This window comes from Roseobacter sp. S87 (assembly GCF_055693285.1).
The window spans coordinates 626,820-645,210 of the sequence record NZ_JBVFTR010000004.1 but is presented as its reverse complement, the minus strand read 5'-3'; the positions used below and the strand labels follow the sequence as shown (position 1 = coordinate 645,210).

At 62.1% G+C, this 18,391-nt stretch carries 12 protein-coding genes and 1 pseudogene; 6 read left to right on the top strand and 7 right to left on the bottom strand.

Going from position 1 to position 18,391, the window contains the following annotated elements:
• Positions 1-3: 3 nt before the first annotated feature.
• The 3 genes and pseudogenes from der to ACZ1HA_RS04000 form a co-directional block, all read right to left on the bottom strand.
• Positions 4-1,481: pseudogene (gene der, locus ACZ1HA_RS04010) on the bottom strand (ribosome biogenesis GTPase Der).
• Positions 1,482-1,529: 48 nt separating this feature from the next.
• Entirely contained in the window at positions 1,530-2,873 is a 1,344-nt protein-coding gene (locus ACZ1HA_RS04005; protein ID WP_375228263.1) for a PQQ-like beta-propeller repeat protein, read from the bottom strand.
• Positions 2,874-2,930: 57 nt separating this feature from the next.
• A complete protein-coding gene (locus tag ACZ1HA_RS04000) occupies positions 2,931-3,608 on the bottom strand; it encodes a hypothetical protein (RefSeq protein WP_472712963.1) in 678 nt (225 codons plus the stop codon).
• 199 nt (positions 3,609-3,807) lie between these two features.
• Here ACZ1HA_RS04000 and ACZ1HA_RS03995 point away from each other — a divergent pair, with 199 nt between their 5' ends.
• The 5 genes from ACZ1HA_RS03995 to ACZ1HA_RS03975 all read left to right on the top strand — a co-directional run bounded on the left by ACZ1HA_RS03995 (position 3,808) and on the right by ACZ1HA_RS03975 (position 12,351).
• Positions 3,808-5,076, top strand: coding sequence for an efflux RND transporter periplasmic adaptor subunit (locus tag ACZ1HA_RS03995; protein ID WP_472712962.1), 1,269 nt, complete (start codon positions 3,808-3,810; stop codon positions 5,074-5,076).
• On the top strand, positions 5,073-8,873 hold the full coding sequence (locus ACZ1HA_RS03990; protein WP_472712961.1) for an efflux RND transporter permease subunit: 3,801 nt from the start codon (positions 5,073-5,075) through the stop codon (positions 8,871-8,873). Before ACZ1HA_RS03995 ends, ACZ1HA_RS03990 begins: the two co-directional genes overlap by 4 nt.
• 80 nt (positions 8,874-8,953) lie before the next feature.
• Positions 8,954-9,409, top strand: coding sequence for a DUF302 domain-containing protein (locus ACZ1HA_RS03985; RefSeq protein ID WP_472712960.1), 456 nt, complete (start codon positions 8,954-8,956; stop codon positions 9,407-9,409).
• A 213-nt stretch (positions 9,410-9,622) separates the two neighbouring features.
• Positions 9,623-11,608 carry a bifunctional 2',3'-cyclic-nucleotide 2'-phosphodiesterase/3'-nucleotidase gene (locus ACZ1HA_RS03980; RefSeq protein WP_472712959.1) on the top strand — a complete coding sequence of 662 codons (1,986 nt, stop codon included), beginning with the start codon at positions 9,623-9,625 and terminating at the stop codon, positions 11,606-11,608.
• A gap of 119 nt (positions 11,609-11,727) precedes the next feature.
• The gene (locus ACZ1HA_RS03975; RefSeq protein WP_472712958.1) at positions 11,728-12,351 is read left to right on the top strand and encodes a putative metalloprotease CJM1_0395 family protein; all 624 of its coding nucleotides are present in this window, start codon (positions 11,728-11,730) and stop codon (positions 12,349-12,351) included.
• Between the two features lie 15 nt (positions 12,352-12,366).
• Here ACZ1HA_RS03975 and ACZ1HA_RS03970 read toward each other — a convergent pair whose 3' ends face one another.
• Positions 12,367-14,202: an ABCB family ABC transporter ATP-binding protein/permease gene (locus tag ACZ1HA_RS03970; protein WP_472712957.1), complete on the bottom strand. Its 1,836-nt coding sequence runs from the start codon at positions 14,200-14,202 to the stop codon at positions 12,367-12,369.
• A gap of 93 nt (positions 14,203-14,295) precedes the next feature.
• A complete protein-coding gene (locus tag ACZ1HA_RS03965; protein WP_472712956.1) occupies positions 14,296-15,993 on the bottom strand; it encodes a LysM peptidoglycan-binding domain-containing protein in 1,698 nt (565 codons plus the stop codon).
• 192 nt (positions 15,994-16,185) lie between these two features.
• Between ACZ1HA_RS03965 and ACZ1HA_RS03960 the strand changes: the two genes are divergently transcribed.
• Positions 16,186-16,737: an LOG family protein gene (locus ACZ1HA_RS03960; RefSeq protein ID WP_472712955.1), complete on the top strand. Its 552-nt coding sequence runs from the start codon at positions 16,186-16,188 to the stop codon at positions 16,735-16,737.
• Here ACZ1HA_RS03960 and rarD read toward each other — a convergent pair.
• The gene (rarD, locus tag ACZ1HA_RS03955; RefSeq protein ID WP_472712954.1) at positions 16,677-17,600 is read right to left on the bottom strand and encodes an EamA family transporter RarD; all 924 of its coding nucleotides are present in this window, start codon (positions 17,598-17,600) and stop codon (positions 16,677-16,679) included. The genes ACZ1HA_RS03960 and rarD overlap by 61 nt on opposite strands.
• A 106-nt stretch (positions 17,601-17,706) precedes the next feature.
• The gene (locus ACZ1HA_RS03950; RefSeq protein ID WP_472712953.1) at positions 17,707-18,306 is read right to left on the bottom strand and encodes a superoxide dismutase; all 600 of its coding nucleotides are present in this window, start codon (positions 18,304-18,306) and stop codon (positions 17,707-17,709) included.
• Between the last annotated feature and the right edge of the window lie 85 nt (positions 18,307-18,391).

The window sequence follows — 18,391 nt, the reverse complement described above, 5'->3', positions numbered from 1 at the left end:
GCCTCAGTCCCGGCGTCGCCCTTCGGTGTGTTTGCGCAGTTTTGACGGTGGCGCCTTTTTGCGCCCCTTGTACGGGTTGGCATCATTCTGCCCGCGCATCCACAGCCGTATAGGTGTGCCCGGCATATCAAAATCCAGACGCAGGCCGTTGACCAGATACCGGCTGTAACTCTCCGGCACCTTATCGGGATGGCTGCACATCACCACAAAACCGGGGGGACGCGTTTTTGCCTGGGTCATGTAGCGCAGTTTGATGCGCTTGCCCTGCGGTGCGGGGGGCGGATGCGCCTCGACCATCCCGGTCAGCCAGCGGTTCAGCTGCGCTGTTGTCACCCGGCGGTTCCATGTCTCATAAGCGCGGACCACCGCCTGGTGCAGCCGGTCGAGCCCCTGCCCGTTTTCGCGGAAACGGTAACCAGCGGCGCACCACGCAACTGAGGCAGCAGCCGTTCAAAGCTCTCTTTCAGCTCTTTCAGCTTACCCTGGCGGTCTTCCTCAATATCCCATTTGTTCACCGCGACGACCACGGCGCGGCCTTCGCGTTCCGCCAGATCGGCAATGCGCAGGTCCTGCTGTTCAAAGGGGATCGCCGCATCCAGCAGCACAATGACCACTTCGGCGAATTTCACGGCCCGCAGGCCGTCGCCCACGGAAAGCTTCTCCAGCTTTTCCTGCACCTTTGCTTTCTTGCGCATTCCGGCGGTGTCAAAAATCCGCATCGGCAGGGTCACATCGTCGGGACCCGCCCAGTCCATGCGCAGCGAGATCGCATCACGCGTAATGCCAGCCTCAGGCCCGGTCAGCAGGCGGTCTTCGCCTAGGATCTGGTTGATCAGCGTAGACTTACCTGCGTTGGGCCGCCCCACCACCGCCACCTGCAGGGGCTTTTTCGCGGTCGGCATCGGGATCGCGGCATCCATATCGCCGTCATCTTCGTCCAGCGTCACATCCGTTTCAGGTGCATCCGCCTCAGCCCGCTCTGCAAACTGATCGGCGATGGGCATCAGCTGCAGATAGAGGTCATTCAGCCCCTCGCCATGCTCTGCAGAGAGGCGGATCGGTTCACCCAGCCCCAGCGAATAGGCCTCAATCACACCGGCGTCTGCCGCAGCACCCTCTGCCTTGTTGGCCGCGAGGATCACATGGGCTGAGCGCTTGCGCAGGATATCCGCGAACACCAGGTCAGACGGGGTGATTCCCACCCGGGCGTCAATCATGAAAAGGCAGATATCTGCCATATCCACTGCGCGTTCCGTCAACCGCCGCATCCGTCCCTGAAGACTGTCGTCTGTCACCTCTTCCAGCCCGGCGGTGTCGATGACCGTGAAACGCAGGTCAGCGAGGCGTGCCGCCCCCTCGCGCAGATCGCGCGTCACACCGGGCTGGTCGTCGACCAGCGCCAGGCGTTTGCCCACAAGACGGTTGAACAGCGTGGATTTGCCCACATTGGGCCGCCCCACGATGGCGAGGGTGAAAGACATGGATCGCTCCGGTTCGGGTTCAGATGCGGGCTTTACCGCACCTTGGCGTCAACGGAAAGCGTGCAAATCACCATTTGTCGATACAACGTAGAGCACATTTCCCGCCACGACCGGCGCTGACGTGGCACCATCGGGAATTTCGATACTGCCGGTCAGGGTACCATCCACCGGATCATATGACCGCAGCAACCCATCGTTTGAGGCCACATGTATGCGTCCGCCGGCCAGAACCGGACCGTGATGCACAAAGATTTCTGCCCGCCTGTTCGGCCGGTCCTTGACAAATCCTGGCAGGTTCGCGGCCCAGATACGCTCGCCCGTTGCGGCGTCGATGCGCACGAGCTGCCCCAGGTCTGAAATGGCAAAGATACTGTCACCTGCGGGCTGGACCGGGCCGGTTGCCCCGTCGCGTGCTGTCCACAAACGTTCACCGGACCCCAGTTTCACTGCAGCGATCCGGCCGGACTGGTTGCCCACATAAACCGTGTTACCAGAGACGACAGGCGCCCCTGTAACGTCCCCGACGTTACTGATGGCGCGGCCAAAGCGCTCGCCCACCACCGAGGCGTCCCAGCGGCGCAGTCCCCCGCGCCGGAAAACCGCCTGCACATCGCCGGACCCAAAGGCAAACACCGCAAGGTCGTCGGCAATGGCCGGCGCGGGTGATCCCAGCACGTTGTTTTCATCAGGGGTCGCGGTCAGCTGCCACACGACGCGCCCGTCGTCCTGCGAGATGGCCCAGCCGGTGTCATCACCGGACGTCAGATATACCAGCCCGCCCGCGACCGATGGGGCCCCGGATCCGGTCCCTTCCAGCCTCTGGCGCCACTGCAGGTCACCCGTGACGGCATCAAGTGCCACAAGAGTGCCATAGCCGCTCGTCACAAAAACCCGGCCGTCCGCAAAAGCCAGACCACCGCCTGTTGCCTGACCGTCGTCATCGCGCGCCGGGCGGATGTCCGTCTGCCACACGGTCTGCCCCGACAACGACGTCGCGGTCACGCGCGTCTGCGCATCCAGCGTGTAAATCTGGCCCTGCGCCACGATCGGGCTGGCCGTAATGCGCTGCCGGCGGCTGTCGCCTTCGCCGATGTCAGCGCTCCAGATCCGCTGCAGCGCCGTGCCAAGCGCCGGGTGTGGTGTGCGTGCTGCCGGTGAGCCCGGCGACTGTGCCCAGTCGGCATTCACTTCGGCTGCGGGCAGCGAAATGGCGCGGCTGCCTTCCTGAGGCAGGGTCGCCACGGTGAGCGCGTCTTCCCGGATCGGTTCGCGCTTGCCTGGCAGGATAAACTCTTCTTCGGCACAACCGGCAAGAAAAACGGCTGCGGCCAGCACCGCAAAGCCGACCCGGGCGCCGCGTTTCGGCGCTGCAGCGGTCTCAGTTACTGTCATGGCCTGTTGTATCCACCCTGCGTTTGCTCTCTGCCGGTGCCGTTTCCGCCCGGTCGGTCAGTTTCCGGCGGCCGGCAGGTTGTCCAGATCCGGCGTTCCCCCCAGCGACACAATCACCTGTAAGGCGCGCTGTTGCAAGTCTGCGGTTACGGCTGCGTCCTGCAGCACGGCCTGATAGCGATCAATGGCGCCGGCGGTGTTCCCGTCCCGGATATCCAGCAGGGCCAGCTGCTCCTGTGCGAGCAGGCTCAGCGGCTGCCCGGGGGATGCCAGCGCCTCAAACTGCGGACGCAGTGTGTCGGCGGGAACCGTGTCGACCTGCAGCGTCAATGCCTTGAATGCGGCAATCGAGCGGTAGATCGGATCAATGTCCCCGTTTGTCGCAACACGGTTCAGTGCCTCGACGGCAAGCCCGGTCTGGCCTGCGTTGTGCTGTTCCGAGGCGGCCATCATTTCTGCCACAGCTTGTGCCGCGGGCGTTCCCGCAGGCACAGCCGTCAGCGCATCCACACGCGCCGTTCCCTCTTCTGTGGCGAGCGCCGCAAGAAGTCCGTCACCAAGGGCCTCCGCCTCAGCACGCACCTGCGCCTTGTTATATTCATTCCAGGCCGCGCCACCGACGATCAGAACCACAGCAAGCACGCCTATCCATCCGTAACGGCGCAAAGCCGCATAAAAACGGTCGCTGCGAACCTCGTCGTTCACTTCGTCGATGAAACTGTCCGTGTTACTCATGATCACCTGCCAGATTAGCCCGCGCCTCTCTTAACCTGCGCGGACAGTCAAGCCAAGAGCACACAGGCGGCATTGCACTCACGTTAAAAGAGCCTTAAATCTGAACTGGTCAGTTCAGTGAAATTGTCGTAAGGACACCTCAACCGGGCTGACCCGGGTCAGGCGGCATCATCCGCTGGTGCATTCGAGGCTTTTACAGATGCGTGTTTTTTCCTTCGTCGCGGCTCTGGTGGTCGCATCCATACTTTATGTATACATTTTCCAGCGCCCCGCGCTTTACGCCTGGATGGGGTGGTCTGAGACGGTGCAGGAGCCCGGCGCGGTTGCCGCGACCGACGCACCCGGTACTGCAGCACCCGATACGACGGACCTGGTCAAGGTCGTGGTCCGGCGTTCCGAAGCGCAGCAGATTGACACTGCCGTTGTACTACGAGGCCAGACCGAGGCCGCACGGGAGGTCAACGTCCAGTCAGAAACATCCGCCGTTGTGATCTCCGAACCACTGCGCAAGGGCGCGCAGGTTGAGGCCGGACAGGCGCTTTGCCGTCTGGACGAAGGCACACGCGGCGTCGCACTTGAACAGGCCCGCGCCCAGCTTGACGAAGCCCGCGCACGGGTGCCGGAATCAGCCGCACGGCTGGATCAGGCGCTGGCGCAGCTCGACGAGGCGCGCATCAACCAGAACGCCTCCAGCAAGCTGAGCGAAGGCGGTTTCGCCTCGACCACACGCGTCGCCAATGCAGACGCGGCAGTCGCCTCCGCCCTCGCTGCTGTCGAATCAGCGCGTGCCGGTCTGCAGGGTGCGCAGTCTGGGATCCGCTCAGCCGAAGCCGCTGTTGCCTCCGCTGAAAAAGAGATTGAACGCCTGACAATCAAAGCCCCCTTTGGCGGGCTGCTCGAAAGTGACACCGCCGAGCTGGGCGCCCTGCTTCAGCCTGGCGCTCTCTGCGCGACGATCATTCAGCTGGACCCGATCAAACTGGTGGCCTTTGTGCCTGAAACAGAAGTCAGCCGTGTGCGCCCCGGCGCACCAGCGGGGGCTCAGCTGGTCGCCGGTGACAGCACCGCCCCCACCGGTCGCGGCGCGCCGGTGCAGGGTCAGGTTACCTTTCTGTCGCGTTCGGCTGACGAGATGACACGCACCTTCCGGGTGGAAATCGAGGTTCCCAATCCTGATCTGAGTATCCGCGATGGTCAGACGGCTGAGATTCTGATTTCCGCCGCCGGCGCCACAGCGCATCTGCTGCCCCAGTCGGCGCTCACGCTGAATGACGAAGGCACACTCGGCGTGCGCACAATTGACAGCGACGCGATTGTTGAATTCCACGAAGTGCGTCTGATGCGGGACACACCCGACGGCGTCTGGCTCACGGGCCTTGGCGACAAAGCTGACGTGATCGTCCTCGGACAGGAGTACGTCATCGCAGGCGTGCGGGTCGCACCGACCTGGCAGGAGCTGAGCCAATGACGGGGATCGTCGACTGGGCCGCCAGCCGTGCGCGGATGGTTGTGGCCTTTATCCTGCTCAGCCTTGTGGTCGGTGGGTATTCCTATTCCACCCTGCCGAAAGAAGGTGAGCCGGACATCGAAATCCCCGCTCTCTTTGTGTCGGTGCCCTTCCCCGGTATTTCTGCAGCTGACAGCGAAACGCTGCTCGTTAAGCCGATGGAAACCGAACTGGCTGACCTCGATGGCTTAAAGAGCATGTCCGGCACCGCAGCCGAAAGCTATGCCGGTGTCGCGATGGAATTCGAATTCGGCTGGGACAAGACCAAGATCCTTGCGGATGTACGCGATGCCATGAGCAAGGCCGAAGCCGAGTTCCCGGACGGCGCGGAAACCTATTCCATCAACGAGATCAACTTTTCCGAGTTCCCGATCATCATCGTCAACCTGACGGGTCCGGTCCCTGAGCGCACCATGAACCGCGTGGCCAAGGCGCTGCAGGACGATATCGAAGCCATGGACGCGGTGCTCGAAGCCGGTATCGCCGGCAGCCGCGATGAAATGCTCGAAGTGCTGATCGATCCGCTGCGGCTGGAGGCGTATAACGTCACCGCCGGCGAACTGATCAACACGGTGCAGAACAACAACCAGCTGATTGCCGCCGGTGAAGTCGACACAGCCCAGGGCACCTTTGCGGTGAAAATCCCCTCGTCATTTGACGAGGCACGCGATGTCTACAACCTGCCGGTCAAGACCAATGGCGACCGCGTTGTCACGCTGGGTGATCTGACCACGATCAACCTGACATTTGAGGACCGCGACGGCACTGCCCGGTTCAACGGTGAAAATTCGCTGGCCCTCCAGGTGGTCAAGCGCAAGGGGTTCAACCTCATAGACACCGCAAACGAGGTCAAAGCACTGGTAGCCGAGCGCAGCGACGGCTGGCCCGAGGGCCTGCAGGCCGCCGTGACGGTCGGCACCTCTAACGACCAGAGCCGCATTGTCGATGCGATGGTCCAGCAGCTTCTGGGTTCGGTCTTTACCGCCATTGCGCTGGTGATGATTGTGGTGCTGGCCGCCCTCGGCATCCGTGCGGCCCTGCTTGTCGGATTTGCGATCCCGACATCCTTCCTTCTGTGTTTCGCGTTCCTCGCGGTGATGGGGATCTCAATCTCGAACATCGTGATGTTCGGCCTGATCCTTGCGGTCGGCATGCTCGTCGACGGGGCCATTGTGGTCGTGGAATACGCCGACAAGCGCCAGCAGGAAGGCGTGGGCCCCATGAAGGCCTATGTCGAAGCAGCAAAGCGTATGTTCTGGCCCATCATCTCCTCCACGGCGACGACGCTCTGTGCCTTTCTGCCGATGCTCTTCTGGCCCGGCGTGCCGGGCGAATTCATGGGCATGCTGCCGGTCACCCTGATCTTTGTTCTGTCAGCATCGCTGGTGGTTGCGCTGATCTACCTGCCTGTGATGGGCGGTGTCACCGGTCGCCTTGAACGCCTGATGGCGGACTACATGCAGGCCGTTGCCGGTCTGCGCTGGTATCTCCACCTGGCACTTTTCCCAGTTGCCCTCCTGATGATCGCAGCTGCAGCCCTCATGGGCCCCGTCTTCGGTGGCATTGGCCAACAGTTTGCCGGTATGGACGGGCTGGACATCCTGGGGTCGGTTGTACCGACCTTCCTGCTTGTCTTCCTGCACATCCTGGCCGCGACCGCTCTGCTCGCCGTGGCGCTTGGCGGTGCGCTGGTCGCCCTGATTGCCACCTTTGCGCTGCTCACCCGCCTAGGGCGCTGGGGTCGCTGGCTTGTCTCGAAAATGTTCCGCGCCGAGCCCGAGAAAATCAGCGCGGGCTATCGCCGGTCAGGATTTGGGCATGTCATCGCGGCAATCGTCGGCAATCCGGTGATGCCGCTGGTGATGGCGGGCACCGTTTTTGTGTTTGTCGGCACCGTGCTGATTTTCTTTACGAACAACAACAACGGCGTGGAATTCTTTGTCGAATCCGAACCGGAACAGGGCATCGTCTACGTACTGGCGCGGGGCAATCTCAGCCTCGATGAAAAAGACGACCTTGTCCGTCAGGCCGAGGACATCGTGCTCGCGCACCCCGGCATCATCAATGCTTTCTCCTTTGCCGGTCAGGGCGGGTTGAACACCGACAGCAGTGGGGCTGCGATCCCAAAGGACACCGTCGGCCAAGTGCAGTTCGAAACCATTCCTTGGGAAGACCGCGCGGGCCGTCCGGACCTTGACGGCAACATCGTGATCGCAGAACTGACCGAAGAACTGAACAAACTGCCTGGCGTCCAGATCGAGATCAGCGAGCTTGCCCAGGGGCCCGCCTCCGGCAAACCCGTGCATCTGCGCCTCAAATCCGACAGTTTCATTGATCTGGCCACAGCAGCAGAAGCCGCGCGCGGACAGTTCGAAAACACCCCCGGCCTCACCCTGATCGAGGACACACGCCCCCTGCCCGGTATTGACTGGCAGATTGATGTGGATGTGGAAAAGGCAGGCCGCTATGGCGCGGATGTGGCCACCGTGGGCGCCATGGTGCAGCTGGTCACGCGCGGCATCACACTAGACACCATGCGCGTTGATACCTCGGACGAGGAGATTGACATCCGTGTGCGTCTGCCTGCCGAAGACCGTGTTCTTTCGACGCTGGACACCCTGCGTGTGCGCACGGCCGATGGTCTTGTTCCGCTGTCGAACTTTATCGAACGCACGCCCGTGCCCAAACTGGCGGAGATCAACCGGATCGACCAGAAACGCTATTTCGACGTCAAAGCGGATGTGGCACCCGGCCTGATGAAAGTCGTGGAAACCAATGTCGAGAACGGCGTTGAGACCTCGACGACGCTGGCTCTGCTGCGCCCTGCAGGTGCGGACGCCGATTTCACAGCACCTGATCAGGCCACATACAAAATCACCGACCGCACCGCTGCAGGGGCGGACCGTGATCTGCAGACCGGCGTTGCCGACGGTGCACTGCGGCTCATTCCGGTGAACCCGAATGAACGGATCGCTCTGCTGACAGAATGGCTGGACACCAAACCGCTGCCCGCGAGTATCACCTGGGAATGGACCGGCGACCAGGAAGAACAGGCCGAAAGCGGGGCCTTCCTGCAAAAGGCATTCCTTGCTGCACTTGGTCTGATGTTCATCATCCTGCTCGCGCAGTTCAACAGTTTCTATAACGCACTGCTGGTGCTGCTGGCCGTTGTTCTGTCGACCACGGGTGTGCTGATCGGCATGATCGTGATGGGCCAGACCTTCTCGATCATCATGACCGGCACAGGCATCGTTGCCCTGGCGGGGATCGTTGTGAACAACAACATCATCCTGATCGACACCTACCAGGAATATGAGCGCTACATGCCGCGGATCGAGGCGATCATACGCACTGCACAGGCACGCATCCGCCCCGTTCTGCTAACGACCATCACCACGATGGCCGGCCTCACGCCGATGATGTTCGGCCTGTCGCTGAATTTTGCCGAAGGGGGCTACACAATCGACAGCCCGACAGCACTTTGGTGGAAACAGCTGGCTACGGCCGTTGTGTTCGGGCTGGGCATCGCCACTGTCCTGACGCTGATGGTGACGCCGTCCATGCTGGCGGTACGGGTCTGGGCCACAACCTACATCCGCTGGATTGCGACCCTGCTGGCCAAGATGTCGATGGGCCGCGCCAGCCGCGCTGCCCGTGACTGGGCACTGCAGCGTGATGCAGGCCGTGCGGCCTTCCGGGAACTGATCTGGGAAGACGACGACACCCCGGCACCGGAGGCATTGCGGGCGGCGGAATAACGCCGCTCACGCCCTCGTGACGGGACCCCGGGCCGCAAGGGCGCTATCTCCTGCATATCATTTCCAGCAGGAGCCGCTCAATGTTGCGCAAAACCCTTTCCACCGCCATCGTTTCATCTGTTATTGCGACCGGAGCCATGTCAGCAGATCTCGTCACCAAAACCAGCCCTCACTCAGTCTCTGACACTATGGACCGGCTGGAAGCTGCCGTGACAGGTGCCGGTGCCACGGTATTTGCACGTGTGGACCACGCGGCCGGTGCGGCGAAGGTTGATATGGAACTGCGCCCGACCCAGATGCTGATGTTCGGCAATCCCAAACTGGGCACCCCTGCAATGCTGGACAGCCAGACCGCCGGGCTTGATCTGCCGCTGCGCGTCGTCGTCTATGCAGATGCCGAAGGTGTTGTGAACGTCGCCTATCACGCGCCCGCACATCTGGCCGAGACACACGGGCTGCCGGCGGATGCAAAATACATTGCTATTATGACCGGCGCACTCGACAAGCTGACAGGCAAAGCAGTCGCCGCTGAGTGACCGGCCCGGCGCCTGCCAGGCGCCAGGCACAAATTTGCCGGAAAAGTCGCGGGCACCGGTGCGTCCGCGCTTTACTCGTGGTTGTTTTGCCTCCAGACTTTCCCGACAGTGTGCCCGCAAACGACCCGCATCAAGCCTGACCGACAGTGTCATGAGCCCGTCGTGAAACGCGGCCAGAAGACTGCTCGTGAAACCAATCAGGAAGGTGCCCCCATGCCATTCACCCGTCGTTCCCCAATGTCCCGCCGACAGTTTCTTGCCACCACCGCTGGCGGGGCCACACTGATCGGCCTGCACCCGTGGTCAGCCGCCGCTGCGGGCAACCAGGCGCATCTGCGCATCATGGAAACCACCGACATTCACGTGCATGTCTTTCCCTACGACTATTACGCGGACAAACCGCGTGACACCGTCGGCCTTTCGCGCACGGCCTCGATCATCAATGAGATCCGGTCCGAGGCAAAAAACGCCCTGCTCGTGGACAACGGTGATTTTCTGCAGGGCAACCCGATGGGCGACTACATCGCTTATGAACGGGGCATGAAAGACGGTGACAGCCACCCGATCATCACGGCCTTCAACACAATCGGGTATGATGCGGCCACGCTGGGCAATCACGAATTCAACTATGGCCTCGGCTTTCTCGAAAAATCCCTCGCCGGGGCAGACTTCCCGGTCGTGCTGGCCAATATCGCCAAAAGCCGCGGCAGCAACCCGCGCGAAGACGACACACTGCTGCGCCCCTATGCAATCCTGGATCGCGAGATCGAGATGGGAGACGGCACAAAACACCCCATCCGTGTCGGCGTGATCGGCTTCACCCCGCCCCAGGTGATGAACTGGGACCGCAAGCACCTCGAAGGCAATGTCGAGGCGCGTGATATCGTCGAAACTGCACAGGCCTGGGTGCCTGAGATGCGCGAACAGGGCTGTGACCTGATCCTGGCGCTGTCGCATTCCGGGATCGGCGCGGCAGATCACACCGACGGGATGGAGAACGCCTCTGTTGCACTGGCGGCGGTCGATGGCATTGACGCGCTGGTGACCGGCCACAACCACCTCGTCTTCCCCTCGCCCACCTTTGCGGACCGTCCGGGCATCGACGTGGTGGCCGGCACCCTGATGGGCAAACCTGCGGTGATGGGCGGGTTCTGGGGCTCGCACCTTGGTGTTCTCGACCTGCTGCTGGAGCGGGACGGCAATTCGTGGCGTGTGGTGACCACAACCTCCGAAGCGCGTCCGATCTCGAAGCGGAATGAGGACCGGTCGATCACCGCCCTTGTCGAAGATGACGATACCGTGCTCGCCTCTGTCGCACAGGACCACGAGGAAACTCTGGCCTACGTACGCCGGGCCGTGGGCAAAACCTCCGCACCGCTGCACAGCTACTTTGCCCTGGTTGCCGATGATCCTTCCGTGCAGATCGTCTCGATCGCGCAGAAATGGTACGTCAATGAAATGCTCAAAGGCACCGAGCACGAGGGTCTGCCGATCCTGTCGGCAGCAGCGCCCTTCAAGGCCGGTGGCCGGGGTGGTCCGGAGTATTTCACCGACGTGCCGGTCGGCGATGTTGCGATCAAGAACGTGGCGGACCTATATCTCTATCCCAACACCGTGCGTGCGGTGCGGATCACAGGCGCGGAGGTGCGCGGCTGGCTGGAACGCTCTGCGGGCATGTTCAATCAGATCGAGGCAGGTGCAAAGGATGCGCTCCTGCTGAACCCGGCGTTCCCGTCCTACAACTTCGATGTTATGGATGGCGTCACCTACAGGATTGACCTGTCGCAACCGTCGCGGTTCGACCCGAAAGGTGTCGAGATCAATCCGGATGCCGCGCGCATTGTCGATCTGGCCTTTGACGGCAAACCGGTCACGGACGACATGGAGTTCATCATCGCGACCAACAATTACCGGGCCTCCGGCGGTGGCGATTTCCCGGGTGCCAAGGGCGACACGGTCGTCTTTGAAGCTCCCGACACCAACCGCGACGTGATCGTACGGTATATCGTTGAACAGGGCACGATTGACCCCAAAGCTGATGCCAACTGGTCCTTTGCGCCGCTGGACGACACCACGGTTCTGTTTGAGACCGGCCCGAAGGCACGCGACTACATCGATGATGTGAAAAGCCTGTCGCTTGAGGATGCAGGTGAGGCCGCGGACGGCTTTGCCGCCTTCCGGATCAACCTCGGCAAATGATTAACCCCCGCCGGCGGCCCGGACAGGTCGCCGGCGGAAGGCATTTCGGGCCGTTCCTTACCCCACTTTAACGTTTTCGTGCCAGTTTTCCGCCCCGGAAGGGTTGGAGTGAACGCGGTATGGAAGCACCCGGGGTAAATGAGGCAACGGACTGGAACAGTGTGATCCCGCTGATCCAGGCCCGGCAGCGCGACATCGCAGCGCGTTCCGGCACAGAAACGGCGCGGATCAGTGAGACCACCGCCAGTTCGTCGGTCAACGGGCCCGCCCGGGTTGCGGCGTCACTTTTACGGGCAGAGCCATCGGAAAACCTGAACAAACCAACCGACGAAGCGGGCAAAAGCGCCGCGGCGTCGATGAATGACCTCACAGATGCTGAACAGCGCACCGTTGACGCGCTCAGTGCACGTGACGGTGAGGTCCGCCGCCACGAACAGGCCCATGCCACGGTGGGCGGTTCCTACGCGTCCGCTCCCAGCTATACCTACCAGGTCGGCCCGGACGGAAAACGCTATGCCATCGGGGGCGAGGTGCAGATAGATGTCTCTCCGGTCCCCGATGATCCGGCCGCAACCATTGCCAAGATGGAGGTCGTCAAAGCAGCCGCCCTTGCGCCGGCGGAACCATCTTCGGCGGACCGCAAAGTTGCCTCTTTGGCCGATGCTCAGCGCGCGCAGGCGGCAGCCGATCTGACCGCGCTCCGGGCCGCCGAGCGACGCGGTGAGGTGGACCAGCGCGCCTGACAGCCGCTCCCGTGCTCAGACTTCTTCTTCTGACTGCTGACGTCGCCAGAGCTGCGCGTATCGTCCATCCTGCGCCAGAAGCGCATCATGGGTGCCCTGCTCTATGATCTCGCCTTTTTCCAGAACAATGATCCGGTCCGCCTCAGAAATCGTGCTCAGCCGGTGCGCGATGGTCAGCACGGTACGCCCGCGCCCCGCATGCATCAGCGCATCCTGAATCTCGGCTTCGGTTTCTGAATCCAGCGCGGACGTCGCCTCGTCCAGCAACAGAATGGGCGGATCCTTGAGCAGCGTACGCGCAATACCAACGCGCTGCTTCTCACCACCCGAGAGCTTCAGACCCCGTTCGCCCACCGTGGTGTCGTAACCATCCGGCAGGGACAGGATGAAATCATGTATCTGGGCCGACTTTGCCGCCTGCTCAATTTCTTCGGGCGTGGCACCGTCGCGCCCGTAGGCAATGTTGTAGCGGATCGTGTCGTTGAAGAGCACCGTGTCCTGCGGGACCACCCCGATGGCCATGTGCAGGCTTTTCTGCGTGACTTCGCGCACGTCCTGCCCGTCGATGCGCAGCGCACCGCTGCCCACGTCGTAAAACCGGAAAAGCAGCCGCCCGATGGTGGATTTCCCCGACCCGGTCGAGCCGACAATCGCCACCATTTCACCCGGTTCTGCCGTGATGGACACCCCCTTCAGGATGGCGCGGTCAGCGTTATAGCCGAAATGCACATCATCGAGCTCCACCCGCCCGCCGGACACATCAAGATCCCGTGCGCCTGGCGCATCGACGACCTCCGCCGGTTGCTCCAGCAGATTGAACATCTCGCCCATGTCCACCAGCGCCTGCCGGATTTCACGGTAGACTGTGCCCAGAAAATTCAGCGGTACCGTGATCTGCACCATATAGGCGTTCACCATCACGAAATCGCCCACGGTCAGAGTGCCGTTCTGCACGCCGATTGCGGCCATGATCATCACACCGACCAGCCCGCCGGTGATCAGCACCGACTGGCCAAAGTTCAGAAACGCCAGGCTGTAACTGGTTTTGATTGCTGCCTGTTCGTATTTTTCCATCGCCGCGTCGTAGCGACCGGCCTCACGCTGTTCCGCGCCGAAATATTTGACCGTTTCAAAGTTCAGCAGGCTGTCGATGGCCTTTTGGTTGGCATCCGTGTCCTGGTCGTTCATCTCCCGGCGCAGCTTCACGCGCCATTCGGTCACCGCAAAGGTAAACCAGACATAGAGGCCGATCGTGACGGCCACGACGAGCAGGTAGTAGAAATCAAAGACCACGGCCAGGATGATCCCCACCAGCATCAGCTCCAGAATGAGCGGCCCGATTGAAAAGAGAAGGAACCGCAGCAGGAATTCGACACCTTTGACCCCGCGCTCAATAATCCGCGACAGACCGCCCGTCTTCCGGGTGATGTGATACCGCATGCTGAGCGCGTGAATGTGGTTGAACGTCTCCAGCGCCAGCTGCCGTAACGCGCGCTGTGCCACGCGTGCAAACACCGCGTCCCTCAGCTGCTGGAAACCCACCGTCATGAGCCGTGCCATGCCGTAGGCCACCGTCAGGCCGACAGCACCCAGCGCCAGCATCGGCACACCCTCTTCGGCCAGCGCGTCCACGGCACCCTTGTAGAAAAACGGTGTCGCGACCGAGATCAGCTTGGACAGGATCAGCATTGCCATCGCCAGGACCACGCGCCTGCGAACCCAGGGTTTGTCGGCGGGCCACAGATATGGCGCGACCCGGCGGATCGTCCGGATACCGGAGCGCCGTTCTTCCTGTTCAAGGGTCTGATCGGCCCCGGTTTTGTCGGCCTGTGCTGTCGTGTCAGATGGCATGAAGGGTCCTGCGCAGTCTCAGAGCGCACTACCTAATTCACATCTGCCCGCTTTGCCAGTGACGCGCCCGTATTTCCTCAAAGAGGTTCCCGGTCACCCGTCATCGGGCAGGTCGAAAATCTGCCCCGGATAGATCAGGTCCGGATCACGGATCGACGACCGGTTGGCCTCGAAGACACGGACATAAAGCAGACCCTCGCCATAGCGTTCACGTGCGATCGCCCAGAGCGTATCCCCTGTCTGTACCGTTACAGCACTGACAGGGCCTGCCTCGTCGTCGGTGGCTTCGGCCAGCACCTCGGGTGCTTCACGCTTGAACGGTGTTTCCAGACGGCTGGTCACCGCCCCCTGCGCATCCAGCGCATCAAGCCGCAGCGTATAGACGCCCGGTGCGACATCCGGCACATCACCCCGCCATGCTCCGTTTTCAGCCGTTGGCAGCGTCACACGCGCCACATTATCGAGGTAGACGCGGACCGATACGTCATCCATGCCCGCCCGTCCTGCAAGCTGCACAACGCCGGTGTCAGAATACCCGATGGTATCCAGCCGAACGCTGCGGGGTGCCGCGGGCGCAGTATCCAGCAGAGCCACGCCCTCTTCGGTCGACTGCAACACAGCGATCTGTTGTTGCGCGGGCTCCGCAGTCGCCTCCGCTGCCGGCCGTGGCGCTTCCGCCTGCGCGACCCCGGTCTGGCTTTCCGGATCTGCAGTTGTCTCAGGAGCCGGTTGCGGATCGGTGGCCTGCGCAATGGTCGCGGACTGTTGTGGAGCAGCCTCAACTTCTGCAACCGATGCGGCTTCCGCGGCGTCTTCAACCGGCTTGGGCGCCGGGTCCTGCTGGGACTCAACAACCACCGTTTCCTCAGCCGGTGCCGTTTCGGCAGGCGCCGGTGTCTCGGATGCAGCGGGTGTTTCCACGACTTCAGCCGCCTCCGCAGGCGCCTCGGGTTCGGCCTGCAGCCCGGCAACCACATCGCTGACGCCCTCCTGCGCCGCGCCGGCCGCGTCAGCAACCTCTTCCTGAGCTTCCGCGACGCGCGCGGTTACGGCTTCCGCAGCCTGCGCCGCACTGTCTGTGATACTTTCCTCAACTTCTGCGACGACTGCCGCCACCCTATCGCCGGCATCCTCTGCCTGTTGCGCAACATCCCCGGCTACGCCAGAGGCAGCATCGGCAACGCCGGCCACCACATCACCGGCAGTGTCCGCTGTGTCTTCGGCGGGGGCAGCTTCCTCTGCCGGGGCATCCACGCTCTCAGGCGCAGCCGCAATCACTGCTGGCGCCGGAGCAGGCAGGGGAGCAAGGATCACGTCTGCCGCTGATGCGACGACACTGTCCCCTGACCCGGTTTCCAGCGTCAGAACCCGCGCCGCATCGCTCGGCGACAGCGACGCCACAGCCGCAAATGCACCACGTGCATCCGCCACAGCCGTTGCCACTTCGTCACCATCAATCAGGATGCGGACCGTCTCTCCGGGTGCCGCACGACCGGCAATGACCATCAGCCCGTCCGCGTCGACCCGCACTTCATCTACAGATGGCGCAACCACCGGGGCGGCTGCATTATCTGCCCCGGCCACTTCTGCCTCTTCCGGTTCCGCGGGTGCAACCTCTTCTGCCGGCTCTGCTTCTGCCACGGGCTCAGGTGCGGTTTCTTCTGAAGACGCCTCACCGGCGTCCGTACCGGAGGTTTCCGGTGCAACCAGCGCGGCAAGATCTTCCTGCGTAGGCGCCGCATCATCCCGCAGCCCGAGATACGTCCCGGCCGCGATCACAACCGCAATCACGATCCCGGCCGTCAGCAGCCCTGAGCCCCCTTTTGCGGCGGCTCCCCCTTGTCGCTCATAGTCTTTTTCTCTTTCCGGTTGGCAGCCTTACACGAGCAGACGCGCAGACATTGAGCCTACATAACAACTGCTCTATCAGGGGTCAAAACCCCGTCGTTCAATTTCAGGACATCACGTCCGGAAAGGCTCGCTATGCGTACCGCATCCATCTGTGTTTATTGTGGCTCACGCACCGGCGACGACCCGGCCTTTATGGAGGAGGCCACAGCCATGGGAACGGCGATCGCCTCCGAAGGCTGGCGGCTTGTCTACGGCGCAGGGGACGTCGGACTGATGGGCGCTGTTGCCCGCGCGGCCCAGACCGCAGGGGCCGAAACCTTCGGCGTGATCCCCCAGCACCTCGTGAACTGGGAGGTCGGAAAGACGGACCTGACGTCATACGTCGTCACCGAAACCATGCACGAACGCAAGAAAGTCATGTTCATGAACTGCGACGCCGTTGTGGTTCTGCCGGGCGGCGCGGGATCGCTGGACGAGCTGTTCGAGGTTCTGACCTGGCGCCAGCTGGGGCTGCATGAAAAGCCCGTTTTTCTCGTGAATACAAATGGCTACTGGGATCCGCTCCTGGCGCTTCTGCAGCATGTGACCGACCGTGGCTTTGCCGGCGACAGCCTGCATGGCTACTACACTGCAGTGCCCGACACAGGTGCTGCCCGCAACGCTCTGCGCGCGGCCCTGTCCTGACGCAGACCGGACACCGAGTATATCGCCAGTGCTGTCCAGATGAGCGCGAAGGCCGCCATGTGCCAGCTGGTAAAGAGTTCGCCAAAGAGGAAAACGGCGACTGAAAACTGCAGCGTCGGGTTCAGATAGAGCAACAGACCAACCGTCGACATGGCGAGACGTTTGGAGCCGTAAGAGAACAGAATGAGCGGCACCGCCGTGACCGGACCGGACAGGATCAGCAGCACCGCCGATGTCGCGTCCCCGCCGAAGACCGCGCCCCCGCTGTGCCAGGAATGCCACAGCAGCGCAAAAGCCAGGGGTGACATCAGCATTACCTCGGCCGTGACCGACACAACCGGACCGGCGGAGATGTATTTTTTGACCACCCCGTAAAGGCTGAAACTGATTGCAAGCGCCAGCGCCGTTGTGGGCACCGACCCGAGCCCCAGAACCAGCACCAGAACCGCGCCTGTCACCAGGGCAACGGCCACCCATTGTGCTGTGCTCAACCGTTCTGCAAACAGCACCCGCCCCAGCAGGATCGCGACAAGCGGATAGATGTAGTAGCCCAGCGAGGACTGCGTCGTCTGGCCCACCTGCACGGCCCAGATGAATATGGCCCAGTTGACCGCGACCAGCACCGAAGCCAGCAGCATCAGACCAAAAGTCCGGCCCGTCCCCATTGCGTCCCGGACCGCCCGCAGACGGCCCTGCACAACCAGCACAAAACCAAAAAGGACAAGCGACCAGATCAGGCGGTGTGCCAGAACATCGAGCGGCGGGACGTGAGAGAGCGCATTGTAGAACACCGGGGAAAACCCCCAGATCACCGCGGCCCCGCCAATTGCGGTCACGCCCATAACTGTGTCGCTGGTCTTCACGGCCGCACCCTTTCCTGCTGCCGTACATGCGCCTCTTGCCGGGGCGGCACAAGAAAAAAGGCCCCGCGCTCAGCACGGGGCCTTTCTGTCTGACACAGTGGCGGGATCAGAGGCGCGAGGCCACGTTTTCCCAGTTCACCAGATTGTCGAGGAAGTTGGTCAGGTAGGCCGGACGTTTGTTGCGGAAGTCGATGTAGTAGGAATGCTCCCACACATCGCAGCCCAGCAGTGCCGTCTGACCAAAGCACAGCGGGTTTACACCGTTTTCGGTTTTGGTCACGGCAAGCGATCCGTCCGCGTTTTTCACCAGCCAGCACCAGCCGGAGCCGAACTGGCCCGCACCTGCCGCGGAAAACTGTGATTTGAATTCGTCGACCGAGCCAAAGCTCTCCGTGATCGCTTTCTCCAGCTCGCCCGGCATCGCGCTCTCACCCGGCGCCATCATTTCCCAGAACTGGTTGTGGTTCCAGAGCTGGCTGATGTTGTTAAAGATACCGTTCTGGGCGACGGCGTTGGCGTCATAGGTGCCCACGATGATCTCTTCCATCGATTTACCGGCCCATTCGGTGCCTTCGATCGCCTTGTTACCGTTGGTCACATAGGCGTTGTGGTGCAGGTCGTGGTGGTATTCCAGCGTTTCTGCTGACATGCCTTTGGACGCGAGCGCGTCGTGTGCGTAAGGAAGATCAGGAAGTTCAAAAGCCATTTGGGCCCCCTATTGGTTATTCGATGGGTATAGGGGGACATGAAGTGCACAGCGTTAAGACTTCAAGCCCCTTTTGCCCAAAACA